This window comes from Pantoea sp. AN62 (assembly GCF_050432985.1).
GTDB lineage: Bacteria > Pseudomonadota > Gammaproteobacteria > Enterobacterales > Enterobacteriaceae > Pantoea > Pantoea brenneri.
Genome location: NZ_JBNPYB010000006.1, coordinates 167,263 through 192,712, shown reverse-complemented (window position 1 = coordinate 192,712; position 25,450 = coordinate 167,263). Strand labels below are relative to the sequence as shown.

Sequence of the window (25,450 nt, the reverse complement as noted above, 5' to 3'; positions counted from 1 at the left end):
CCCTCTGCGGGGCGGTTACGCCCCGATATCACGCAGGGCTTTGCCCTTCATCAGGTTGCGTTCGATATGCTCCAGCGTTACGTGCTTGGTCTCTGGCACCAGCAGCATGGTCAGCACGATAAACAGCAGATTGAGCGCCCCGTAGAACCAGAAAGTGTTGGCATTGCCCAGCTGATCGAGCATGGTCAGGAAAGTGGCACCGACAACCATGTTACCGACCCAGTTGGTGGTGGTCGAGGCGGTAATGCCGAAATCACGCCCTTTCAGCGGCTGGATCTCTGAGCACAACAGCCAGATCACCGGACCGGCAGCCATCGCGAAACCGACGATAAACATCAGCAGCATGGCAATGGCGAAATATTTGCGGAAGTCAGTCTCCACGCCCAGATGCAGTAATGTCCCGAGCACGCCCATGCCGATCGCCATCACCAGAAAACTGGTGGTGAGCATCGGTTTACGTCCCCAGCGGTCAACCAGGAAAATGGCAATCAGCGTCGCCAGCATATTGACCAGGCCGACGATAACGGTGCCCCACATCTGCTCGCTGGTGCTGGAGAAACCGGCGATATTGAAGATTTTCGGCGCGTAATACATCACCACGTTCATGCCGGTGAACTGCTGCATAATCTGCAACAGCATGCCAAGCCACACGGCGCGACGGAAATGGCTGTTAGAACGAAACAGTGACCAGCCGCGTTGCTTCACCTGCAGGCTTTCACGGATCTCTTCCAGCTCCTGGCGGGCCTGTTCGCTGGTGTTGCGCAGCCGATCCAGCACCCGCTGCGCCTCGTTAAAGCGACCGTGCGCGGCCAGCCAGCGTGGGCTGTTGGGCAGAAACAGCACGCCGACAAACAGGATCACTGCCGGAATAGCGATAATCCCCAGCATCCAGCGCCAGTTACCGCTATAGCTGAAGGCGGTATCGGAGAGGTACGCCACCACAATGCCGGTGGTCAGCATCAGCTGATACATCGAAATCATTGATCCGCGAATACGCTCAGGCGCAATTTCGGCCAGATAGAGCGGGGCGGTATAAGAGGCGATGCCGACCGCCAGGCCCAGCATTACCCGGGCGCAGACCAGCGATTCGACATCCGGTGAAAACGCCGACCACAGCGAACCGATCACGAACAGCGTGGCACCGGCCAGCATGCTTTTCTTGCGTCCCAGCTTTGATGACATCCAGCCAGCACCCAGCGCACCCAGCGCGGCACCAAACATCATTGAACTGACCACCCACTCCTGCTGATGGTTAGTGATCTGCAAATCTTTGGCGAGAAACGGCAGCGCGCCGGCAATCACGCCAATATCCAGGCCAAATAACAGGCCGGACAGCGCGGCCATAAAACAGACGAACCAGGTAAAGCGGTTCTGACGATCCCCCGATCTCTTTGCTGCAGCCATGCTTCTCTCCTTGCTCTGAAACTTTGTCAATATTGTTAATGTTATGTAAACATAGTCGAGGGCAGTGTGTTACCGGTCACAGTTTAAACATCCGCAGCCTGGCCATCGGCGGGAACGGCGCCAGCAGCCCGGCGGCGCGCGGCCTGGCTGTCAGCGCGCCGACTGATAACAGCGCACAAATAGGCAAAAGCTCCGCCTGCCCGGGAAATTTTGCAACCGGTGGCGTGCGCTATTACACTGCGGTTTTTCAGCCAATGATTGAAGGTGCTTATGTCTCAGCCTTATCAGCGCCAGCCGCTGCCCTTACCTGGCGGCCACAAAAAAGTCCTTTTGCACTCCTGCTGTGCCCCCTGTTCCGGTGAAGTGATGGAAGCGATGCTGGCATCCGGCATTGACTACACCATTTATTTCTACAACCCAAATATTCATCCGCTCAAAGAATATGAGCTGCGCAAAGAGGAGAATATTCGTTTTGCAGAAAAATTTGGTGTGCCGTTTGTCGATGCTGATTATGACCGTGATGACTGGTTTAAACGGGCGCGCGGCATGGAATGGGAACCGGAGCGCGGCGAGCGTTGTACCATGTGCTTTGATATGCGCTTTGAACGTACTGCCTTGTATGCCCATGAAAATGGTTTTCCGGTGATCACCAGTTCGCTGGGTATTTCACGCTGGAAGAATATGCAGCAGATTAATGATTGCGGAGTGCGTGCGGCGGCCCATTATCCTGACCTGCTTTACTGGGAATTTAACTGGCGTAAGGGCGGCGGATCGGCGCGGATGATTGAAATCAGCAAGCGCGAAAGTTTTTATCAGCAGGAATATTGCGGCTGCGTTTATTCGCTGCGCGACACCAATCGTCATCGCGTCACGCAGGGCCGTGAGCGAATTCAGATCGGTGTGCAATATTATCAACCGGACGATATCTGATCATCACAGGCTACGGGCTGAGTCAGACGTGCCATAGTGATGGGCGGATAAGGTGATATTCTGGCTTATTCCGCTGCTGATTTTTTCACGGGTTTCAGGCTGAGCGTAGCGGCATAGCGCACAGGGATTGGCGGCCTCAGATAACTGCTGGCACGTCGCCTCATCCAGCTGACGCCGACGGCAGACGCTCGGCGTACATCCCATCACCTGTTTAAATGAGCGGGTGAAAGATTGCTGGCTTTCAAAATGGTATTTCAGCGCCAGGCTAATAATTGGCGTACGGCTATTTTTTAAATCATTGACACAGGCAGCCAGCTTGCGCTTGCGAATATAACGCGCCAGCGTTTCATTGTGATAGCGGGCAAATAATTTCTGTAAATACCATTTTGAATATCCGGCTTTCTCCGCAATATCATCAACGCTTAACCGCTGATCGAGATTGTTATCAATCCACTCAGTGACAGAGACGATCACACTTTCATTATATTTACGCTCATTCATAACATCCCCCTTTTATCTTCGGGGCAGTTTAAAATAACTTATCTTTTTCTGCGCATTTCTTACGTAAAGTTTTATCAGGAAATGAATCGTTATCTCCGATAAAGCAGTTTTAATAACTATTTGATAATATAAATGGCTTACTTGTAATTGATATGTTGATGAAGTGAGTGAAATAAGTAGTGTGAATAAGCGGGATGCGTAATTTTAATTAAACGGTTTCGCTTAAGCGGGTTTAACCGGTGATAAGACGTCTCAGCGGCAGGGGGATGATCAACATCGCACAGCCCATCAATACACTTTTCAGCACTTCATGCCAGGCTTACACCTCACCTTTAACCTGGAGAACCCTGGATGAGCCCGACATACGCGTTGAAGAAACCGCTTGCCGCCTTGCTCACCTCGCTGACCTTACTCAGCACGGCACCGGCGCTCGCCGCCAACGTTTACGGCGAGCAGCTGGAAGGATTTCACTATCCTTACCCTCTGCAACATTTCAATTTTTCCTCTCAGCAGCAACCGCTGAGCATGGGCTACATGGATGTGAAACCGACGCAAAAAGCCAACGGACAAACCGTGGTGCTGATGCACGGGAAAAACTTCTGTGGCGCGACCTGGGAAGAGACGATTCGCGCACTCAGTCAGCAAGGCTATCGCGTGGTGGCGCCCGACCAGATTGGTTTCTGCAGTTCAACCAAACCGGCGCATTACCAGTACAGTTTTCAGCAGCTGGCGGAGAACACCCATCAGCTGCTGGCGCAGCTGGGGGTAGAAAAAGCGGTGATTATTGGCCACTCCACCGGCGGAATGCTGGCGACACGCTATGCGCTGATGTATCCGGAGCAGACCCGGAAGCTGGTGCTGGTCAATCCGATCGGGCTGGAAGACTGGAAGGCTAAGGGCGCGCCGTGGCGGTCCGTCGATCAGTGGTATCAGCGCGAACTCAAGCTGAGTGCCGAAGGGATTAAGAAGTATGAGCAGCAGACCTATTATGTCGGTCGCTGGAAACCGGAGTATGACAAATGGGTCGATATGCTGGCCGGGCTGAACAGCGGGCCAGGACACCAGAAAGTGGCGTGGAATTCAGCGCTGATTTACGACATGATTTTCACGCAACCGGTGTTTTATGAATTCGGCGATTTGACGGTGCCGACCACCCTGATGATCGGCACTGCCGACACCACCGCAATTGGCAGCGATATCGCACCTGCGGCGGTCAAAGCGCGGCTCGGTGATTACGCGGTGCTGGGTAAAGAGGTGGCGAAGCGGATTCCGGGCGCGCGGTTAATCGAATTCCCGGGAATGGGACATGCGCCGCAGATGGAAGAGCCAGCGAAGTTTAATCAGACCCTGCTCGACGACCTGGCGCGACAGTAACCCCTCAGGTGTAACCGGTCAGGCGCAGTGGCGCCTGACGTTACAGCACCGCTCGCTTCTGCTTTTTACTGCGGTACATTTGCTCATCGCTGTCATGCAGTAACTGCTCCAGCGACTGCGGATGGGCTGCATCAAACTCCACCACGCCATACGAGAAGTGCAGATGGTAACGGCGGTTCAGGCTGATCGACTGCTGGGCTAAGTAGTGGGCAAACTGCTGCAGCAGCGCTTCCGTCTGCTGCTGTTGCAGGCCGTTAAACAGCACCACGAACTCATCGCCGCCTAAGCGGGCAAACAGATCGGAATGTTTAAACACCACTTTCATCGCGTCAGCAAAATCCATCAGTGCCCGGTCGCCCTCACGATGGCCGAGCGAGTCATTAATCTGCTTAAACTTATCCAGATCGAGAAAGGTCAGACAGGCGGGCCGGTTCTTCATCCGGCACTCTTTCAGCACCATCTCGCCCAGCGTCATAAAGCCACGCCGATTGGTAATCTGCGTCAGCTCATCGCAGGTGGCCGCCTGAAACGCCACCAGTTCCGCTTCGGCCATCGCCGCCAGGTCGCGCAGCGTGGCCCGATCTTCTTCGTCGAACTGGCGCGGCTCACGGCCAATGATGCACAGAGTGCCCATTTTCGCGCCACCCGGTGCCCGCAGCGGACAGCCGGCGTAGAAGCGAATGTGCGGCTCGCCGGTCACCAGAGGATTGTCATGAAAGCGCTCATCGGTGGCGGCATCTTCCACAATCATGATCTCATCCTGCAGGATGGCATGGCCGCAAAAGGAGATGTTGCGTGGCGATCCGGCGGGCTCAAAACCCTGCGCCGACTTAAACCACTGGTGATCGGCTTCCAGCAGGCTGACTAACGCAATCGGAACGTCAAACAGCCGGCGTGCCAGACGGGTCAAACGATCAAAACGCTCTTCTGCAGGGGTATTCATAACGTTCAACGCACGCAACTGCGATAAACGTTGTGCCTCATCGGCAGCGATCTCGGGTGCTTTCATCGCAGAGCCCTTTATTTTTTGGTGAAGCCAGGTTCTGATGTGTGCCTTACGGCAAAGAAAAAAGACAGTGATCGAAGCGATTCAATTCACTGTCTTATTGAGGAGGGGATCAGAGCACTTTTTGTTCGGCGAGATCAAGCGCGAAATAACTGAAAATCAGGTCCGCACCGGCACGTTTAATCGCACCCAGGCTTTCCAGTACCACATTACGTTCATCAATGGCACCGGCCTGCGCGGCAAATTTAATCATGGCGTACTCACCGCTCACCTGGTAGGCCGCCAGCGGCAGCTCAGTGCGCTCACGAATATCACGCAGGATATCCAGATAGGCACCTGCCGGTTTCACCATCAGTGAATCTGCACCTTCCGCCGCATCAATCAGTGATTCACGGATCGCTTCACGGCGATTCATCGGATTCATCTGGTAGGTCTTACGATCACCTTTCAGTGCCGTTCCCGCTGCTTCACGGAATGGACCGTAAAACGATGAGGCGAACTTAGTCGAGTAAGACATGATCGCGGTTTGAGTGAAGCCCGCCGCGTCCAGCGCCTGACGAATCGCCTGTACCTGGCCATCCATCGCCGCAGAAGGGGCGATAAAGTCCGCGCCCGCCGCGGCCGCCACTACCGCCTGCTTGCCAAGGTTGATCAGCGTCGCGTCGTTATCAACGCCGTGATCGCACAGCACACCGCAGTGACCGTGGCTGGTGTATTCACAGAAACAGGTATCGGACATGACGATCATTTCCGGTACCGTCTCTTTGCAGATGCGGGACATCCGCGCCACCAGACCGTTTTCATTCCAGGCATCGCTGCCGGTGGCATCGGTATGGTGTGAAATACCAAAGGTCATCACCGAGCGGATACCGGCTTTCGCGATGCGTTCAATCTCATAGGCGAGACGTTTTTCCGGGATACGCATCACGCCAGGCATCGCCTGAATCGCTTTGTAATCGTCGACACCCTCTTCAACGAAAATGGGCAGAGCCAGATCGTTCAGGCTGAGGGAAGATTCCTGGAACATTTCGCGCATTGACGCGCTGGCGCGCAATCTTCTTGGGCGCTGGATAAGGGAATAATCAGACATATTCATTCTTACGCAGGTGAAAAAAGTGACAATAGTTTACTCCCTTTGCCGGGGAGGCATGAAGGTTTGTGTGCGGTAACGGCGCGGGAGAAAAACTCTCCCGCCGGGCGGCGGGAGAGGGAAGACGCTTACTCGTTAATGTCCGGGTGCTGCTGCACCAGGTTTTTACGTTTCGCTTCGAGGCGGGCGATCTCTTCGTCGATATCTTCGATTTTGTGCTCGATGTTATCGTGATGTTCCTGCAGGATTTCGCGCGCTTCTTCCATATCCGAGGCGGCTGGTGTTGCACCTTTCAGCGGTTTATTGGCGGTCTCTTTCATGAACAGACCGGTAATCAGGCCAATCACCGCGACCACCATCAGATAGTAGGCTGGCATATAGAGGTTGCTGGTGGTTTCCACCAGCCAGGCGGCCAGGGTCGGGGTCAGACCGGCGATCAACACCGAGATGTTAAACGCACTGGCCAGCGCACTGTAGCGGATGTGGGTCGGGAACATCGCCGGCAGCGACGAGGCCATCACACCGGTAAAGGCGTTGAGGATCACCGCCAGCAGCAGCAGACCGGCAAAAATCAGTCCCAGCACGCCACTGTTGATCATCATAAAGGCTGGAATCGCGAAGATCATCAGGGCGATACTGCCGATGATGACAAACGGACGACGGCCGAAACGGTCACTCATCATGCCGATCATCGGCTGGACAAACAGCATACCGATCATGATAGCGATGATAATCATCACCCCATGATCTTCGCTGTAGTGCAGGTTATGTGACAGGTAGCTCGGCATGTACGTCAGCAACATGTAGTAGGTGACGTTAGTGGCGATCACCAGACCGATACAGGAGAGCAGGCTGCGCCAGTGTTTAGTCGCAATCTCTTTAAACGAGACCTTCGGGCCATCCTGCAGGCCTTCGCGGTCGCCCTGTTCCAGTTTGTCCACGTGCTGCTGGAATGCCGGCGTCTCTTCCAGCGCATGGCGCAGGTAAAGACCGATAATCCCCAGCGGCAGCGCCACGAAGAACGGCAGACGCCAGCCCCACTCAAGGAAGCTATCTTCACCAATAATGGAGGAAATCAGCACCACCAGACCCGCGCCGAGCACGAAACCGGCAATCGAACCAAAGTCGAGCCAGCTTCCCATAAAGCCGCGTTTACGGTCAGGCGAATATTCCGCCACGAAGATCGAGGCGCCGGTATATTCACCGCCGACCGAGAAGCCCTGGGCCATCTTGGCTAACAGCAGCAGAATCGGTGCCCAGATGCCGATCGAGGCATAGGAGGGTATCAGGCCGATACAGAAGGTACTGACCGACATGATGATGATGGTGATGGAGAGGATTTTCTGACGACCATATTTGTCGCCCAGCATACCGAAGAACAGCCCACCCAGCGGGCGAATCAGGAAGGGAACAGAGAAGGTGGCGAGCGCCGCAATCATCTGAACGCCCGGCGAGACGTCCGGGAAAAACACTTTACCCAGCGCGTAAGCCACAAAGCCATACACACCGAAGTCAAACCACTCCATCGCGTTACCCAGAGAGGCCGCGGTGATGGCTTTACGTAAACGGGCATCATCGATGATAGTCACATCATCAATGCCAATTGGTTTTACACGCTTCCTACGCAATTTCATAGAATTACCCTGTAATGGAACATGAAAGTCCTCAACGGCGCGAACCGAGCGGAATCGTTCAGACCGCGGCGTTGAGGAAATTAAAGCATAGCCGTAAACAGGTGCATTTTATCGGCTAGCCAACGCAATAATTAGTGCCGGGATTATTGCATTAAGCGACAGAGTATACCGTTTTTGTGTGATATCTGTCATGTTTGAGCTAAAACTAACCCCTCTGGCCGATCGTTTACCCCGTTTATAACCCTGAAAAAAATAATCACTCTGCGTGACGAACGACGCTTTTTTCAGCAGAGTTGCCGCCATTTCTGCCGCTTCGGTTAGTTTTCAGGCGATTTACTGCGGATAGGGGGCGGGTGTCAGCGATGCTGAAACATTCAGATACATTTGCCGGATCAGCCGAGCGCTGGCGAAAAGATCAGCAGCAGCGCGCAGCGCGGTGAAGCTGGCTGGCGGGTTGAGGCTGGCGAAACGGCAGCCAGGGTCGCCGATATTTCGCGCTGATAACTGGCTGGCAACCGTGGGATGTCAGAGGGGATCGTCATGCTGTAACGGGCGCTGTCCGTGTTGCTCCAGCCAGGCGATCAGCGCAACGTTATCCATCGGGCGGGCATAGTAGTAACCCTGAATAAACACCACGCCACGCTGTTGCAGATAGCGGAACTGCAGGGCGGTTTCAACCCCTTCGCCCAGCACCTCCAGCTGCAGTTTATGGCTGAGGTTAATAATGGCGTCCAGCACCGGCGTTTCACCGTCCAGCGATTCAATGGCGTTAATAAAGCCGCGATCGATTTTCAGGTAGTCCAGTGCGAAGGTCTGCAGATAGCTCAGTGAGCAGTTGCCCGTACCGAAGTCATCAATCGCCACCTTCATGCCGATCTGCCGCAGCTGTTCCAGCTTACGCGCCACGCCTTCGCCATCTTTAATCAGGCTGCGCTCCGTCAGCTCAAGGGTGATCACGAACTGCTTCTCTTTCACCCGCTCGGCAAAATTCAGCATATCGCTGACAAATTCAGGATGTTGCAGATGATCGGCGGCCACATTAATCGCCAGATGGAAGTGCGCAGGTACCTGCCAGCCTTGCACATCCTCCGCAATCAGATCGAGCAGATGACGGGTCAGCGGCACAATCATCCCTTCGGCTTCGGCAGCACCGATAAAAATGTCCGGCCGCACGCCAATGCCATCAGGCATGGTCCAGCGCAACAGCGCTTCTGCACCGCTGCAGCGCTGTAACCGTTCGTCATAAACCGGCTGATAGTGCGCCCTGAACTGGCCGCCAGCGATGGCGCGACGGATCTCATCACGCCAGGAGATACGGCGTCGGAGCCAGTTCGAGGTCAGGATCATCAGCAGAATGGAAAAAATGGCCGCCATCGGCAGGAAGATAAACAGCACCTGTCGCCAGGCCGTTATCAGTTCGCTCGGCGGCGCGACCACCGTAACGCTCAGCGGATAACGCCGGGAAGTGGCCTGGTAAACCAGCGGTTCAAACCAGCCCTGCGCGGTGGTTTGCGCTGCGCCATAAGCGATCGGCGCGCCGCCGCTAAACTGCATGCTCAGGTGATAGCCGCGTGCGCTGCCAATCGCCTGCATAAAATCGATCAGATACTGGCCATCGATCACTGCCCAGAAACCTTCTCCGCCCGGCAGTTCACGCACGAACACCACCGCCGGACGATACGGCACCGCGTACGTCCCGGCGATCGACAGACTCCACCAGGCTTTGCCGGTCACCGGCACATCACGCATCATCATTTGTGATAGCGAGCCAGAATTTAGTCCATAGGCGGAAGAGCAGGCGATCTGATCCTTTTCCAGTTTACCAATGGCACGGAAATAGGCGTTGAGGGTACCGAGTCGCTGCAGGGTGTTTTCAATCTGGCTGCAGGGTTGGTTCTGAAACTGGCGTAGTGAGCTGATCATATCCCAGGCGCTGTCGCTCATTTTCTCAGCCTGAGATAAAAGCGTATTGGCGGCGCTCACCTGCTGTTGGTGGACCGTATGGCGCGCATCGAGGGCGGTGAAAAAAATGCCAAGTATTAAAGGCAACACGCCGGATACGATGATAATCAGCCTGGCGTAATCGCGTTTTCGTTGCAATATCGGCACCGCAAAATCCTCTGAGTGTTATAGGCGTTATGAGGAGGTGCTAATCAATCGGCGCAGCATAGCATGTCTCCGGGCGATGCAGGTTAGCGTTTTGGCCATCAACAGAACTGATTAAGGTCAATTATCGTCCAGAGAATGCATTAGTTGACAATGTTTTGCTTTTGCTGGCATTCAGACATGATTTTAAACGTATTCCGAAAGAAAGGGCAGGTCGCGGGCGGCAACGCCGGTTGCTGTGGCATGGCGGGCACCGGACAAGAGGGCGGCAGAACGGAGCGCTCAACGGCGAAACCGGCCCCGGCCAGCTTCAGGCCGGACCCAGGGCCAGTCGGGTTAACTCAGTGGTTAAAATAGATCTGTTTCAGGGCCACTTCGACACCACGTAATTCCGCCAGTCCTTTCAGACGTCCAATGGCAGAGTAGCCGGGGTTGGTGCGTTTGTGCAGATCGTCCAGCATCTGGTGTCCGTGATCGGGCCGCATCGGGATAGCCCGGCCGTTGCCAGCCTGACGGCGACGCTGCTCTTCAGCCAGAATTACTTTGATCACCCCGACCATATCAACATCACCTGCAAGGTGGGCAGCTTCGTGGAAGCTGTTGGGATTGTCCTCACGTTTGGTGGCGCGCAGGTGCACAAAATTGATGCGGTCGGCAAAGGCTTCCGCCATCTCAACCAGCGGGTTATCGGCGCGAACGCCATATGAGCCGGTACAGAAACAGAAGCCGTTGTGCAGACTGTCTACCGTCTGTTTCAGCCACTGCATATCTTCCTGAGTCGAGATAATGCGCGGCAGGCCGAGAATCGGGCGCGGCGGATCGTCCGGATGCACCGCCAGTTTGATGCCCACCTCTTCCGCCACCGGCACAATGGCGCGCAGGAAGGTGGCCATATGCTCGCGCAACCGGGCTTTATCGATGCCGTCATATTGCGTCAGCTGTGCCTGGAACTGCTCAAGGGTGTAGCCCTCTTCGGCACCGGGCAAACCGGCAATAATATTGCGCACCAGGGTGTTTTTCTCTTCTTCGCTCATGGCGGCGAACAGTCGGGCGGCGGCCTGCTGTTCGGCGGCGCTGTAATCCTGTTCGGCACCCGGGCGTTGCAGCAGATGCAGCTCAAAGGCGGCAAAAGCGTCGGCGTCAAAGCGCAGCGCTTTCGCCCCATCCGGCAGAGTCCAGGCGAGGTCGGTGCGGGTCCAGTCCAGCACCGGCATGAAGTTGTAGCAGACGGTATCAATGCCACAGGCGGCCAGATTACGTATCGACTGCTGATAGTGAGCAATATAGCGCAGGTAGTCGCCGCGCTGGGTCTTGATCGATTCATGCACCGGAATGCTCTCGACCACCGACCAGACCAGTCCTTTCTCTGCCAGCAACGCCTGGCGGGCTTTAATCTCTTCGACCGGCCAGATTTCGCCGTTAGGAATATGGTGCAGCGCGGTTACGATGCCGGTTGCGCCAGCCTGACGGGCATCATCCAGCGAGACCGGATCGTTCGGACCGTACCATCGCCATGTATGTTCCATGTTTACTCCTCAACTGTGATGTGGCCCAGTGGTCAGGCCGCTGGACCAAGAGTATGATAGTCAGCAAAATGAGGCCGTGATCCGGATCGCAGCATGACAAACTGCGCGATCGGTGAAGCCAGATAACAGGAGTGGATGATGGCGCTGCCAGTGGTAAAAACCGAACGTCTTTATCGTCAGATTGCCAACGCCATTATGGCGGGTATTGATCGCGGCGAGTTTGTCGCCGGTGGGATGCTGCCGCCGGAACGTGAACTGGCGAAGCAGCTGGGGGTCAGCCGCTCTTCAGTACGTGAGGCGTTAATTGCGCTGGAGATGACCGGCTGGGTCGATATCCGTACCGGCACCGGCGTCTTTGTCTCTCAGCCGTTGCCCGAGACGGCAACCCCGCAGGAGAGCGAAGCCTGCAGCCTGCAGGATCTGTTACAGGCCAGAGAAGCGTTTGAAGGGATGCTGGCGGGATTTGCCGCGCGCAACGGCACCCCGGCACAGCGCGCTGCCCTGCTGGCGCTGACGGCGCAGCTGCAACAGCACGCGCAAAATGATGCTGCCTTTCTGGAGCAGGATAAACGCTTTCATCTGTTGATCAGTGAGATGAGCGGCAACGACCTGCTGCGCGAGATGCTGGAGCAGCTATGGAACAAGCGCCACAGTCCGCACGTGCAGCGGCTGGAGCGCCATTTCGCCGATAACAGTTTTGCCCTTGAGATGAACGCCGATCATCAGCAGATCGCCAACGCGATCGTGGCCGGTGACGAAGTGGCGGCCCGTCAGGCGATGGAGAATCATCTGCGTCACGTCCAGCAACGACTACTTGGTTAAGCCTCGCGCCCGTTTTGGTCGCCCGGTGCCCAGCATAATCGCCAGCCGGCTACCGCCCGGCGTGGTCTCCATCAGGATTTTGGTAATGCTGGTGAGCGGCACCGATAATAGCATCCCGACCGGACCGAGCAGCCAGCCCCAGAACACCAACGACAGAAACACCACCAGAGTGGATAAACCCAGTCCCCGGCCCATCAGGCGCGGCTCCAGCATATTGCCAAACACCATATGGATAGCGGTAAACAGCGCCGCCACCATCGCCGCATCAAACAGGCTGTTGAGTAATAACGCCTGCAAAAACGGCGGAATGCCGGCAATGATCGGGCCGATATTGGGAATGAAGTTGAGGATAAACGCCACCACACCCCACAGCAGGGCGAATTTCACATCCAGCAGATAGAGGCTGAGCCACACCGACAGGCCGGTTATCACACTGACCAGCGTCTTCAGCGCCAGATAGTGCGTCACCCCTTTCAGCGCTTTATGCAGTCCGGCGATACGGATCTTGGGATTAACCAGCGCATTACGCATTTTGTAGGGCAGGTGATGCACTTCAAACAGCATAAAAACCACGGTCAGGATCAGCAGCACCGTATTGGTCATGGCACCCGAAAAGCCGCTCAGCGCCACCGTTGCCAGGTTCATCATGGTGTTCGGGTCGAAGCGCTGAATTAACACATCGGTCGAGATGTTGAGGTGAAAGCCAGCCGCCAGATGCTGCAATATCGTCATTTTCTGCTCCATGGTGGCGCGCAGCTGCGGGTAGAGATCGGAGAACTCACTCATTGAACTGGCCAGCACCGCGCCAAGCAGCAGGATGACGAAGAAGATCACCGTGATAACCAGCGTAATCGCCAGCCCACGGCGAAAACCGCGCCGCATCAGCATGGTGACCAGCGGGTTGAGCACAATGGCAAAAAAGGCCGCCAGCAACAGTGGCACCAGAATATCGGACGCGGCCCGCACGCCGGCGAGGATAATCACCAGCATCGCCAGTTTGATCAAAATATTTTGTCCGATTTTTTCCCGTTGCAGCTCGCTCATTCCCTCTCCCATCATACAAATTGGCTGAGCAAAGTGTAGCTGAAGTAAAATTAACAAGCTGATTTATCAGAGAAACGGTAAAAACAGCCGCCGGATTTGAGACCACCGGGACCTCAGGCGCGTCAGCCAGTGAATCCCCTGTCGGGTCTGACTCCGCCGTTTGCAGCATTTGCGCGGATGACAAAAATAACGCCACCGGATGGCCGCCGTGATGCGTTGCCGGTGAAAGCAGGTATAGTTAACAGCTAACCGTTACCTTTCAGCCAACTACGCGCGCGAGGACTGATGCCTGACCAACCTGCAGCGGAGCCGACTACCGCATCCGGTAGCGTAAAAATATCTCTGCTGATCCTCTCTATCGTGATCTACAACTTCGCCAGTTATCTCACTATTGGTCTGCCACTGGCGATTCTGCCGGGCTGGGTGCACGACACGCTGGGCTTTAGCGCCTTCTGGGCCGGGTTAGTGATCAGCCTGCAGTATGTGGCGACGCTGCTGAGCCGGCCGCATGCCGGACGCTATGCCGATCTCTGGGGGCCTAAGAAAGTGGTGGTGATCGGGCTGGTGGGTTGCCTGATCAGCGGCGTCTGTATCCTGCTGGCGGCGCTGACGCTCGACAGTCCGTTGCTGAGCCTGACGCTACTGTGCATCGGCCGGTTGATCCTCGGGGTGGGGCAGAGTTTCACCGGCACCGGCACCTCATTGTGGGGCGTGGCGCGGGTTGGTTCGTTGCACATTGGCCGGGTGATCTCATGGAACGGCATCGTCACCTACGGCGCGATGGCGATTGGCGCGCCGCTCGGGGTACTGATTTACCGGCTCGGCGGGCTGCTGTGGCTGTCGGGGATCATCATCGCCATCTGCCTGGTAGGGATTGCCGGGGCCTTGCCGCGTCCGGCCGTCAAAGGCAGTAAAGCCAGACCGCTGCCGTTCCGCGCGGTGCTGGGAAAAATTGCTGGCTTCGGCGCGATTCTGGCGATGGGCTCTGCCGGTTTCGGCGTCATTGCCACTTTTATTACTCTGTTTTATCAGGATAAAGGCTGGGGAGGCGCCGCCTTTGCGCTGTCGCTGTTCAGCGGGGCTTTCGTCGGGGCGCGGCTGTTGTTTCCGAACGCCATCAACCGGCACGGTGGTTTGCGGGTTGCCAGCATCTGTCTGGCGGTTGAAGCAATCGGGCTGTTTCTGGTAGCCGCCGCTGGCGATCCGTGGATGGCCAAAGCGGGGGCGTTTCTTACCGGAGCCGGTTTCTCGCTGGTGTTCCCGGCGCTGGGGGTGGTGGCAGTAAAAGTGGTGCCGCAGCAAAATCAGGGCAGCGCGCTGGCAACGTACACCGCCTTTATGGATCTGTCGCTCGGCATTACCGGGCCGATCGCCGGGCTGATCATGAGCTATGCCGGGGTTTCTCAGGTCTACCTGCTGACGGCACTGCTGGTCTGTCTGGCGTGCGTCTGCACTCTGCGTCTGCAGTTCAGGCAACCGGCTACAGAGCCACATCAGGGATAAAAAAAGGGCCCCAACCGGGGCCAAACGTCTTTTCAGACACAGATAAGAAGATGTTCGGACGATGATTTGTGCAGGCTCAGGCCTGCAGCAGTTCGATACTGTGACGAATCTGGCGTTCAATCTCAGCCGGTGTCCAGCTATCCAGCTGGCTGGAGAAGGGTTCAAACGCGTAAATTCCCTTGTAACCCAGCATCTCCAGCCGCTTGACCTGCACCACGCTGTTCAGCACATCGCCATCGCTTAACATCACCCGTTCCTCATCAGTCAGTTCCGCCGTCGGGCGCAGATCTTCCACGCCAGAGAGATGCACCAGCCCGATTTGCTCAACCTCAATGCCCTGCGGAAACTCCTGTTCAGCCTGCTCATAGAGATGATGATGGAAGGTATCCAGCACCAGCTTAAACGGCACCGCTGCCTCAGCAATCAGCTGTTGCGCCTGCACGGCCGAACGCAGTGAGCTGACCGGAAATCCCAGCGGCTCGACCAGGCCCTGAATCCCATAATGGGCAAAGCGCGGAGCCAGCTGCTGCAGCGCCGCCACGGTTTGCTGCGGCGATACGCTGATTCCCTCGTTGAGCGGACACATCACCAGCGCACGGGCGCCAATCCGTTGCGCCTCCTGTAACAACGCCTCCGTCCGGGTCAGCAGATCGTCATCAATGCGGTTAAAGGGATAAAGGGCGTTAATGGTGACAATATCAATGTGGTATTTGTCGGTCAGCGCGCGCAGCTGTTCAGCAGTGAGGCCGTCAGTCACCCTGCCGCCCGGCATATCATTACGCAGCTCCACCTTACTCAGCCCCAGGCGCTGGACCAGCTGGAAAAAAGCCTCCAGTGAGAGCCGGGGCGCGATTTTACGATTAATACAGAAGCGGGTGGGATCGATGGCCATGCTGCGACTCCGGTGACAGGAAAGAGGAAGATGGGGCTAAAGAGAACATTTATTTCATTATTTATGAATTATGAAATGGTAATTATTAGATCCGTCTCGCATTAATTCCATATTCCGTTTCACTGCGGACCGGTAAAACCCGATCGCGCCAGCAAAAACCGTGACTTTTTCACCCGGCTAACGGATTTGTCAGCGGCCGTAAAGCGCCTGACAGGCTGGCTTTGGCCCGATATCAGGCTGCCTCGCTCGGGTGACGATAAAAATGCGATCTGTGCCGCTAAAAGGAAATTTTCTAAAAATATCCATTTGAAAAATTTGTTCCACTGTAATAGTTTCATAGCACGCTTTCAGGTTTGCCTGATCAGGCTGCGGGACAGGCCGCACAGTGAGTCTGCAGGGAACTTAACCATTTAAAGAGGCAACATCATGACTATCACAGGAAACTTTATTGGCGGTAAAACCACCTTCAGCGCCAGCAACGAAACCATCCCGGTTTACGATCCGGCAACCGGAAAAGTGGTACGTGAACTGACGCAGAGTACTGCTGACGAAGTGGCTCATGCGATTGAGGTTGCGCACAACGCCTTCCCGGCCTGGTCGAAAACCTCACCGCTGCGCCGTGCCCGTGTGCTATTCAACTTCAAAGCGCTGATGGAACAACATCGCGATGAACTGGCGGCGCTGATTGTCTCCGAACATGGCAAAGTCTGGTCTGACGCGCTGGGCGAACTGACCCGCGGCATTGAAGTGATTGAGTTTGCCTGCGGGATCCCGCATCTGCTGAAAGGGGAATACTCACCGAATGTCGGCAGTGGCGTTGACAGCTTTTCGCTGATGCAGCCGGTCGGGGTTGTGGCGGGGATTACGCCGTTTAACTTCCCGGCGATGGTGCCGCTGTGGATGTTCCCGATCGCTCTGGCCTGCGGCAATACCTTTGTTCTGAAGCCGCCTGCGCTTGATCCGTCTGCCGCGGTCCGCATGGCGGAACTGCTTACCGAAGCGGGTCTGCCAGATGGCGTATTCAACGTGGTACACAGCTCAAATGAAGATGCTGAACAGTTGTACAAAGATCCGCGCATCGCGGCGGTGAGCTTTGTCGGGTCATCCGGCGTAGCAGAACACATCTACAAAACGGCCAGCGCCCACGGTAAGCGGGTACAGGCGTTTGGCGCCGCCAAAAACCACGCCATCGTGATGCCGGATGCCGATCTGGATGCCACCGTGAACGCCATTATGGGTGGGGCGTTTGGATCAGCGGGTGAGCGCTGCATGGCGCTGCCGGTGGTGGTCGCGGTTGGTGATGATACGGCTGACAAACTGATTGCCCGCCTGACGCCGCTGGTAAAAGCGCTGCGTGTCGGGCCTGGCATCAATAAAGGCGCAGAAGAGAATGAGATGGGGCCGGTGGTTTCGGCGGCGCATCAGAAGAAAGTGCTCGGCTACATTGATAAAGGTGAGCAGGAAGGTGCGAAGCTGGTGGTGGATGGCCGCACTATTCAGGTGGCCGGACACGCCGAAGGTTACTACGTCGGCGGCACGCTGTTTGATAACGTCACCTCTGACATGGTGATCTGGCGTGAAGAGATTTTTGGCCCGGTGCTGAGCATCATGCGTGCGCCGGACTACGACAGCGCGCTGCAACTGGTCAACAGCCATGAGTTCGGCAACGGCAGCGCCATTTTCACCAGCAACGGCAACACCGCGCGTGAATTTGTCCAGAACGTTGAAGCCGGCATGGTCGGGGTGAACGTGCCGGTTCCGGTGCCGATGGCTTTCCACAGCTTTGGTGGCTGGAAGCGTTCGGTGTTCGGCGCGCTCAACGTCCACGGTCCGGACGGTGTGCGTTTCTACACCCGGATGAAAACCGCCACGGTGCGCTGGCCAGCGGGTCAGCAGACCGTTTCAGAATTCAGTATGCCTACGCTAAGTTAATTCAATGAACTCTGTTTGAGGTGCCCGACCGGCAGGCCGCATTACGATGGCCTGCCGGTTAGCGGTTTCAGGCGGCTGGTTAAATCCGGGCCACTGCGACGGCAAGCGCATCTATCATGCAGAGAGGAGGAATGGGATGTCTTTACTTTCGAAAGCACAAGCACCAGACAGTCAGGGTCGCATTCAGCACGTCACGCCGGAGCGCGCCGGCTGGCGTTATGTCGGTTTCGACGTTTATCTGTTGAAGAAGGGAGAAACCCTGCGCCTCAGCAGCGGTGATAACGAGCTGTGCCTGGTGATAGTCGCCGGGCTGGCCTCGGTTAAAACCCGCCACGCAGAATTCCCTGGCATCGGTAAGCGCATGTCACCGTTTGAGCGCGTGCCGCCGTGGTCAGTCTATGTCCCGCATGACGATGAAGTCGACGTGCAGGCCGACAGCGATCTGGAACTGGCAGTCTGTAGCGCGCCGGGCCACGGCAATCTGCCTGCGCGGCTGATTGCGCCGGAAGATGTCGGGGTGGAGCATCGTGGCAAAGGACGTAACCAGCGGCTGGTACACAATATTCTGCCGGATAATAAACCGGCTGACAGTCTGCTGGTGGTGGAAGTCTATACCAATGAAGGCGATACCAGCTCTTATCCCAGCCACAAGCACGACCAGGAAGAGAGCGAAGACGAAACTTATCTGGAAGAGACCTATTATCACCGTTTCGATCCGGAACCGGGCTTTGCCATGCAGCGGGTTTACACCGACGATCGCTCGCTGGACGCGTGCATGGCGCCCTACAATCGCGATGTGGTGATGGTGCCGCGTGGCTATCATCCGGTGGCGACGCTGGCGGGTTACAACAACTACTACCTGAACGTGATGGCCGGACCGGTGCGGCTGTGGAAGTTTACCTGGGAGAAAGATCACGCCTGGGTCAATAGCGACGACTATCCGCGTCAGTCATAACTGTCTCACCGTCAGCCGTAACCGTTCTACAGCCGGCCGTGATTAAGCTCACCGCCGACCAATAAAAAAGGCAGCCAACAGGCTGCCTTTTTTAATCGCCTGAATCAGGGCGTTTCCGCATTGTTCAGTGCCAGTGACACCGCCAGCGTCTGCGCCAGACAAAGTGATGCAACCTGCGACCGGAAGCCATCCACCTGCGCTTCACGCACCACAAAACAGACGTCGCTGAAGGCGGCCAGCGGGCTGACCTGGCTGTCGGTGATGGCAATCTGATGCGCACCGCGCTTGGCACCCATTTCAACCACTTCGACCGCTTCACGCGCATACGGCGAGTAGCTGATGGCAATCACCACATCTTTAGGATTCACCAGGCTGAGCTGTTCGGTAAACATGCCGCCGAGGCCGTCGATCAGGAAGGCCCGGCGTTCCAGATGGCGCAGCGCATACACCAGATAAGAGGCGACGCTGAAAGAACGGCGCAGGCCAATCACATAGATATTCTCGGCCTCGTTCAGCAGCTTCACCGCTTTGTTCAGCTGCTCCGGATTAACCTGCATCGCCAGCTGCTGTAACGCCTGGCTGTTAACCATGGTAAACACGTTGAGGATCTCAGCCGGGCTTTCAGGCGCACTGGCGCTGTCATCGGTTGAGGTCTGACGAAACAGACGGGCGCGTTCAGTGTAGTTAACCGTCTCTTCCATCAGGTGCTGACGAAAAACCTGTTTCATTTCATTGAAGCCGCTAAAGCCAAAAGCGTTGGCAAAGCGAATCAGGGTTGATGGCGGGACATCAGCCTGCTGGGCAATAGAGGCCACGGTATCAAAGGCAATGCTATTGCTGTTATCAAGAATGTAACGCGCAACCTGTTTAAGACGTTTGCTCAGCGTTTCGTAGCGGCGACGAATATCGTCCTGCAATAAAGAAAGTTGGGTGGGATTATTGGTCATTACTTCTGCCCGTGTAATAAGAATAATGGCTGGATAATGAGCGCTATAGTACCAGATGGATGGAAAATTTCATTTGTTTGCGTCAACAGAGCGGTTTATTTCATGGCTTTATGAATTGCTTCACAGAATGTCCCGGCACGGCCAGCCGGAGAGGCGGTTCGTGGCGCACAAGGATAAAACGGCGCTGATTTGCGGCTGTCAGGATGGGGAGAGTGAGGATAGCAGGGCGGGCGACAGCAGAAGGATGACGGTGTAAGACATAAAAAAACGCCACCCTCTGAGCAGGATGGCGTCTGGCGGGCTGCATCAGGCGCGGGCGGCGCGCCAGTACTCAATCAGCCGCAGGTAGTTGCCTTTCACGGTGTCGATCAGCGACTGATCGTCCAGTTCGCCCTGTAACCACTGGCGCGATGGCTGACCAAAAATTGTCCGGCCGACAGCAAAGCCTTTTACCCATGGCGCTTTCGCCGCAGCGGCGAAGCCAGCTTTGAGCTTCTCTTCCGGCGCGTCCAGACCGAGTAACAGAATGCCGCGGCAGTGCGGGTCCTGCTGTTCGATCAATCCGCTGATCGCCTGCCAGCTTTCGGCCGACAGCGGCGGCAGTTTCCACCAGTCCGGCTGAATGCCGAGGCTGTAGAAGTGACTGAGAATATCAAAATAGTAACCTTCATTACGATCCGGGTTGCTCTCCGGCAAAATCACTTCCAGCAGCAGCTCATGGCCACTTTTGTTACAGCCGTTCCAGACATCCAGTACCTGCTCATCCTGCTCTTTACGCAGTTCGGCACTGTCGTGCGGATGATAAAACACCAGGCATTTCACGACGTGTTCGGCTGGCCAGTCGATTAGCTGTGAGCCGATGTTGCCATGTTCCAGCCGCAGCGGGCGCGAACCCGGCAGTTCAATCGGGCGACCAATCCACCACTGTTTACCGGTGATGGCATTCAGCGCTTTCTGGCCGTAAGTGGTATCCGCCAGAATACCGCTTTTGTTCTCCAGTCCGGCGGTTTGCGCCGCTTCCTCGGCCGCTTTCAGCAGCAGCAGTTTAAGCTGTGGAATTTTGCTCTCATCGACGCCCGCTTCGCGCGCCATATCCACCAGCTGTTTACGATGGTCAAAGGCGAACACGTTCAGTTCCGGCCACTGCTGTTTGCGGGTGGTCACGCGGTGCAGATGGTTGAGGCGACTGTCGAGATCGGGCCGTTTCACCTCTTTATCGCGACTCAGGAAATCATCCAGCTCCGCTTTGGTGGGCATGGCGGGCGCGCAGCCGTGGCGTGACACCACCAGCGCTCCGCAGGCGTTGGCGTAACGGCATGCCTGTTCCCAGCCTTCATCGTTCAGCCAGCCACGCAGCAGGCCGGACATAAACGCATCGCCTGCGCCCAGCACGTTTAGCACTTCGACCCGCACCCCGCTGTGCAGCCGGGTCTGTTCCCAGCTATCCGGGATCTCACCTTCAAACACCACGCAGCCCAGCGGACCGCGTTTGCAGACCAGCGTCGCCTGACTGGCCTGACGCACGTTCTTCAGGGCGGTCAGCGTATCGGTGCTGCCACCGGCAATATGAAACTCTTCTTCGGTACCGACGATTAAATCGAAATAATGCACCACTTCCTGTAGCTGTTGCGTCACCTGCGACGATTCAATGAAACGGGTTTCACCGTCGCCGAGCGAGGTCAGTCCCCACAGCACCGGACGATAATCGATATCCAGTGCGGTACGCAGGCCGTTGCGGCGGGCAATAACCAGCGCTTTCAGCACCGCTTCGCGGGTCTGCGGGTGGGATAAGTGGGTGCCGGTCACCGCGACCGCGCGCGAAGAGGCGATAAAATCTTCCTGCACGTCGTCCGGTACCAGGCCCATATCGGCGCAGTTATCACGGTAGAAAATCAGCGGAAAAGTCTCTTCATCTTTAATACCGAGGATCACCATGCCGGTCAGGCGTTTTTCGTCGGTGATTAAGGCATCGGTATTACAGCCGACGCGCTGCAACTCTTCGCGCAGAAAGCGACCATTGTGCTCATCTCCCACCCGCGCCAGCATCGCCGATTTCAGGCCCTGAATCGCAGTGCCATAGGCGACGTTGCCTGAGGAACCCCCGAGATATTTGGCGAATGAGGTGACATCCTCCAGCCGCGCCCCGATCTGCTGACCATAAAAATCAACGGCGATGCGCCCGATACAAATCACATCAAGCCGCTTCTGTTGTGTACTCATACCTGTGGTTTCCTTCTGTGATTAGCAGACACTGCGGGCGAAAAGCCCGACGTCGCGCGCTTTGCTTCCGGGTCTATAGGTGCCTGATTGGCTATGAGGGCAGTATGAGGAATAAAAATTCCAAGTTCAACATGAAATGAAATATCCATCGCGATTTTGTGAACCAGGTAAAACTCCTGATTCCACTCAGCGATCGGCAGAGCCAGGTTGACGGCGCCCGGCATATCAGGGTTGTGAGAGAGATCGCAGGAATATCCCCATTAATAGAGGAAGCTGCTGAAGTGAAATGAATTTTTTCATCATTCGATGATGTCCATAAAACGTTCCAGTTTACCCGGTCCGGATCGCCTGTCAGTCCCGGCAGCGTCACTAAATTTGATCTCACTCGCAAAATGAAATGTTTCTTCTGTAATTGTATTTTATGAAAAATATATTTGTTTATAATCGCCTCACGTTTCAATTATACCGGTCGCCTTTTCCGCAGTATGACTTCGCCTGGCGCGTTGTACCGGAGTCAGGTACCACCAGCATGTAAAGGAAGAGCATATGGGCACAATCAGACTGACCACTGCACAGGCGCTGGTTAAATTTCTTGATAATCAATACATTGATGTTGATGGCGTTGAGACTAAGTTTGTAAAAGGCATCTTCGCCATTTTCGGTCATGGCAACGTGCTGGGAATGGGACAGGCGCTGGAGCAGGATAGCGGCGATCTGGTGGTGTATCAGGGCCGCAATGAGCAGGGCATGGCGCATGCCGCCACCGGCTTTGCTAAACAGTCACTGCGTCGTCAGATCATCGCCTGCAGCTCGTCAGTCGGACCCGGTGCCGCCAACATGATTACCGCGGCTGCCACCGCCACCGCGAACCGTATTCCGCTGCTGCTGTTGCCCGGCGACGTGTTCGCTACCCGCCAGCCCGATCCGGTTTTGCAGCAGATTGAGCAGAGCTACGATCTTAGCATCAGCACCAACGACGCCTTCCGGGCCGTCAGCAAATACTGGGACCGCGTCAGCCGTCCGGAACAGCTGATGTCGGCCTGCATTAACGCCCTGCGCGTGCTGACCGATCCGGCCGAAACCGGCGCGGTAACGCTGTCGCTGCCGCAGGATGTGCAGGGTGAAGCCTGGGATTACCCGGACTATTTCTTCCAGAAGCGGGTGCACCGACTGGATCGTCGCCTGCCGGTTGCGGCGCAGCTGGCCGATGCCCTGACGCTGATCGGCCGTAAACGCAAGCCGCTGATCGTCTGTGGCGGCGGGGTTAAATACTCTGAAGCGGGTGAGGCGCTGCGCCAGTTCGCCGAGCGTTATCAGATTCCGTTTGCCGAAACGCAGGCGGGCAAAGGCACGGTGATCTCCGACCATCCGCTTAACGTCGGCGGCGTCGGTGAAACCGGCTGTCTGGCCGCCAACCTGCTGGCAAAAGAGGCTGATTTAGTCATCGGTATTGGTACCCGTTACACCGACTTCACCACCGCCTCGAAATGGATTTTCCAGAATCCGGACGTCAGCTTCCTCAATATCAACGTCAGCAATTTCGACAGCTACAAGCTGGATGGCGTACAGCTGCTGGCCGATGCCCGTGAAGGGTTGACCGCGCTGACGGCCGCGCTGGCATCACAGCATTACAGTAACGACTGGGGCAGCCAGATTGAACAGGCGCAGAGCAAACTGCTGAAAGAGACTCAGCGTGTCTATCAGGTGGAGTATCACGAACAGGACTTTGTGCCGGAGATTGCCGACCATCTCGATCGTGAAGCGGTATTCGCCGAGTTCAACCGCCTGACCCAGTCAGTCCTGACGCAAAGCAGCGTGCTCGGCACGCTGAACGAACAGTTACCCAAAGAGGCGGTGATTGTTGCGGCAGCGGGCAGCTTGCCCGGCGATCTGCAGCGCGTCTGGCGCACCAAAGATTACAACGCCTATCACGTGGAGTACGGCTACTCCTGTATGGGTTATGAAGTTAACGCCGCGCTGGGCGCAAAACTGGCGCAGCCGCAGCGAGAAGTCTATGCGCTGGTCGGCGATGGCTCTTTCATGATGCTGCATTCCGAGCTGGTTACCTCAATTCAGGAAGGGGCGAAGATCAACGTGGTGCTGCTGGATAACATGACCAACGGCTGCATCAATAACCTGCAAATGGAACACGGAATGGACAGCTTCACCACCGAGTTCCGCTTCCGTAATCCGGAAGGTGGCAAGCTGGATGGGGGCTTCGTGCCGGTTGATTTCGCCGCCATCGCGGCAGGCTACGGCTGTAAAACCTACCGCGTCACCACGCTGGAGCAGCTAAAAGCCGCGCTGGAAGATGCCAGAACGCAGACCGTTTCCACGCTTATCGACATCAAAGTGCTGCCGAAAACCATGATCCACAAATATTTCAGCTGGTGGCACGTTGGCGTCGCGCAGGCCTCCGATTCTGAACGGGTTCAGGCGGTAGCGGATAAGCTGAAAACCCATCTGGATCAGGCGCGTAAATACTAATTTCAGGGCCGGATCACGGCCCCTTTCCTCTTATCTCAGCACGAACCCTACACAGGTGTAATTATGACTTTGAAACTTGGCGTCATCGGTACAGGTGCAATTGGTCAGGAACATATTCGCCGCTGCAACCACGTGTTGCAGGGCGCACAGGTGGTTGCCGTCTCGGATATCAACGTTGACGGCGCGCGCGCTGCGCTGCAGCGCCTGAACATCGAGGCGCAAGTGTTCCAGAACGGACATGACGTGATCCAGTCACCAGAGGTGGATGCGGTGCTGGTGACGTCATGGGACCCGACCCACGAAGAGTTCACCTTAGCTGCGATTGCCGCGGGCAAACCGGTGTTCTGTGAGAAGCCGCTGGCGATGAGCGCCGAAGGCTGTCGCCGGGTGGTGGACGCTGAAATCCAGGCCGGCAAACGGCTGGTGCAGGTCGGCTTTATGCGCCCTTACGATGCTGGCTACCGCGCGCTGAAAAAAGTGATTACCGACGGGGATATTGGCGAGCCGCTGATGCTGCACTGTGCGCACCGTAACCCGACCGTGCCGGAAAATTACACCACGCCGATGGCGATCACCAACACGCTGATCCATGAACTGGACGTGCTGCGCTGGCTGACCAATGACGATTATAAAACGGTGCAGGTGGTCTTCCCGCGCGTCACCTCAAAATCCCATGCCCAACTGAAAGATCCGCAGATTGTGCTGTTTGAGACCCAGAAAGGGGTACGCATCGACGTCGAGATCTTCGTCAACTGCGCCTATGGCTATGACATTCAGTGCGAAGTGGTCGGGGAAGAGGGCATTGCCCGCTTGCCTGAGCCGTCGTCGGTGCAGCTGCGTAAAGATGCCCGACTGTCGAACACCATTCTGGTTGACTGGAAAGATCGGTTTATCGAAGCGTATGACGTGGAGCTGCAGGCGTTCATCAACGACGTGAAAGCGGGCACGCTGACCGGTCCGTCTGCCTGGGATGGCTTTGCCGCCTCAGTGGCCGCCGATGCCTGTATCAAAGCGCAAAACAGCGGTGCGATTGAAACGGTAGAGATGCCGCCACGTCCTGCTTTCTACTCTTAATTC

20 protein-coding genes are annotated in these 25,450 nt (G+C 56.2%); 8 read left to right on the top strand and 12 right to left on the bottom strand.

What is annotated here, in order from left to right:
- Positions 1-15: 15 nt before the first annotated feature.
- Positions 16-1,404 (bottom strand): sugar porter family MFS transporter, encoded by a 1,389-nt coding sequence (locus FHW04_RS09385; protein ID WP_089561871.1) that lies wholly within the window; start codon positions 1,402-1,404, stop codon positions 16-18.
- Positions 1,405-1,674: 270 nt separating this feature from the next.
- Here FHW04_RS09385 and FHW04_RS09380 point away from each other — a divergent pair, with 270 nt between their 5' ends.
- Positions 1,675-2,334 (top strand): epoxyqueuosine reductase QueH, encoded by a 660-nt coding sequence (locus tag FHW04_RS09380; protein ID WP_031375263.1) that lies wholly within the window; start codon positions 1,675-1,677, stop codon positions 2,332-2,334.
- A gap of 3 nt (positions 2,335-2,337) precedes the next feature.
- Here FHW04_RS09380 and FHW04_RS09375 read toward each other — a convergent pair whose 3' ends face one another.
- A complete protein-coding gene (locus FHW04_RS09375) occupies positions 2,338-2,835 on the bottom strand; it encodes a helix-turn-helix domain-containing protein (RefSeq protein WP_031375262.1) in 498 nt (165 codons plus the stop codon).
- A gap of 351 nt (positions 2,836-3,186) precedes the next feature.
- On the opposite strand from FHW04_RS09375, the gene FHW04_RS09370 reads away from it, so the two are divergent.
- Positions 3,187-4,209 (top strand): alpha/beta fold hydrolase, encoded by a 1,023-nt coding sequence (locus FHW04_RS09370; protein ID WP_031375261.1) that lies wholly within the window; start codon positions 3,187-3,189, stop codon positions 4,207-4,209.
- Positions 4,210-4,249: 40 nt separating this feature from the next.
- Here the strand turns inward: FHW04_RS09370 and FHW04_RS09365 are convergent, their stop codons facing one another.
- The 6 genes from FHW04_RS09365 to uxuA form a co-directional block, all read right to left on the bottom strand.
- The gene (locus FHW04_RS09365; protein WP_031375260.1) at positions 4,250-5,218 is read right to left on the bottom strand and encodes a GGDEF domain-containing protein; all 969 of its coding nucleotides are present in this window, start codon (positions 5,216-5,218) and stop codon (positions 4,250-4,252) included.
- Positions 5,219-5,327: 109 nt separating this feature from the next.
- Complete coding sequence (gene hemB / locus FHW04_RS09360; RefSeq protein WP_031375259.1) at positions 5,328-6,305, bottom strand: porphobilinogen synthase; 978 nt, start codon at positions 6,303-6,305, stop codon at positions 5,328-5,330.
- Positions 6,306-6,433: 128 nt separating this feature from the next.
- Complete coding sequence (gene proP, locus FHW04_RS09355; protein WP_031375258.1) at positions 6,434-7,939, bottom strand: glycine betaine/L-proline transporter ProP; 1,506 nt, start codon at positions 7,937-7,939, stop codon at positions 6,434-6,436.
- 392 nt (positions 7,940-8,331) lie between these two features.
- Positions 8,332-8,481 (bottom strand): hypothetical protein, encoded by a 150-nt coding sequence (locus tag FHW04_RS09350; RefSeq protein WP_158087039.1) that lies wholly within the window; start codon positions 8,479-8,481, stop codon positions 8,332-8,334.
- Positions 8,465-10,048, bottom strand: a complete 1,584-nt coding sequence (locus FHW04_RS09345) for an EAL domain-containing protein (RefSeq protein WP_089561870.1) — start codon at positions 10,046-10,048, stop codon at positions 8,465-8,467. The genes FHW04_RS09350 and FHW04_RS09345 overlap by 17 nt, the downstream gene beginning before the upstream one ends.
- A 338-nt stretch (positions 10,049-10,386) precedes the next feature.
- Entirely contained in the window at positions 10,387-11,571 is a 1,185-nt protein-coding gene (gene uxuA, locus FHW04_RS09340; protein WP_089561869.1) for a mannonate dehydratase, read from the bottom strand.
- A gap of 138 nt (positions 11,572-11,709) precedes the next feature.
- Between uxuA and FHW04_RS09335 the strand changes: the two genes are divergently transcribed.
- Positions 11,710-12,393 (top strand): FadR/GntR family transcriptional regulator, encoded by a 684-nt coding sequence (locus tag FHW04_RS09335; RefSeq protein ID WP_069729095.1) that lies wholly within the window; start codon positions 11,710-11,712, stop codon positions 12,391-12,393.
- Here FHW04_RS09335 and FHW04_RS09330 read toward each other — a convergent pair.
- Complete coding sequence (locus FHW04_RS09330) at positions 12,382-13,437, bottom strand: AI-2E family transporter (protein WP_031375254.1); 1,056 nt, start codon at positions 13,435-13,437, stop codon at positions 12,382-12,384. The genes FHW04_RS09335 and FHW04_RS09330 overlap by 12 nt on opposite strands.
- A gap of 285 nt (positions 13,438-13,722) precedes the next feature.
- On the opposite strand from FHW04_RS09330, the gene FHW04_RS09325 reads away from it, so the two are divergent.
- A complete protein-coding gene (locus FHW04_RS09325; RefSeq protein ID WP_089561868.1) occupies positions 13,723-14,940 on the top strand; it encodes an MFS transporter in 1,218 nt (405 codons plus the stop codon).
- 76 nt (positions 14,941-15,016) lie between these two features.
- Here FHW04_RS09325 and FHW04_RS09320 read toward each other — a convergent pair whose 3' ends face one another.
- Entirely contained in the window at positions 15,017-15,832 is an 816-nt protein-coding gene (locus FHW04_RS09320) for a TIM barrel protein (RefSeq protein ID WP_089561867.1), read from the bottom strand.
- A gap of 426 nt (positions 15,833-16,258) precedes the next feature.
- Between FHW04_RS09320 and FHW04_RS09315 the strand changes: the two genes are divergently transcribed.
- On the top strand, positions 16,259-17,764 hold the full coding sequence (locus FHW04_RS09315; RefSeq protein WP_031375252.1) for a CoA-acylating methylmalonate-semialdehyde dehydrogenase: 1,506 nt from the start codon (positions 16,259-16,261) through the stop codon (positions 17,762-17,764).
- A gap of 136 nt (positions 17,765-17,900) precedes the next feature.
- On the top strand, positions 17,901-18,719 hold the full coding sequence (iolB, locus tag FHW04_RS09310; RefSeq protein WP_089561866.1) for a 5-deoxy-glucuronate isomerase: 819 nt from the start codon (positions 17,901-17,903) through the stop codon (positions 18,717-18,719).
- Between the two features lie 104 nt (positions 18,720-18,823).
- Here the strand turns inward: iolB and FHW04_RS09305 are convergent, their stop codons facing one another.
- Positions 18,824-19,666: a MurR/RpiR family transcriptional regulator gene (locus FHW04_RS09305; RefSeq protein WP_046289370.1), complete on the bottom strand. Its 843-nt coding sequence runs from the start codon at positions 19,664-19,666 to the stop codon at positions 18,824-18,826.
- Positions 19,667-19,972: 306 nt separating this feature from the next.
- Complete coding sequence (locus tag FHW04_RS09300) at positions 19,973-21,886, bottom strand: bifunctional 5-dehydro-2-deoxygluconokinase/5-dehydro-2-deoxyphosphogluconate aldolase (protein WP_089561864.1); 1,914 nt, start codon at positions 21,884-21,886, stop codon at positions 19,973-19,975.
- Positions 21,887-22,432: 546 nt separating this feature from the next.
- On the opposite strand from FHW04_RS09300, the gene iolD reads away from it, so the two are divergent.
- Both iolD and FHW04_RS09290 read left to right on the top strand, forming a co-directional pair.
- Positions 22,433-24,373 (top strand): 3D-(3,5/4)-trihydroxycyclohexane-1,2-dione acylhydrolase (decyclizing), encoded by a 1,941-nt coding sequence (gene iolD, locus FHW04_RS09295; RefSeq protein ID WP_089561863.1) that lies wholly within the window; start codon positions 22,433-22,435, stop codon positions 24,371-24,373.
- Positions 24,374-24,436: 63 nt separating this feature from the next.
- Positions 24,437-25,447 (top strand): Gfo/Idh/MocA family protein, encoded by a 1,011-nt coding sequence (locus FHW04_RS09290; protein WP_069729100.1) that lies wholly within the window; start codon positions 24,437-24,439, stop codon positions 25,445-25,447.
- Positions 25,448-25,450: the final 3 nt, after the last annotated feature.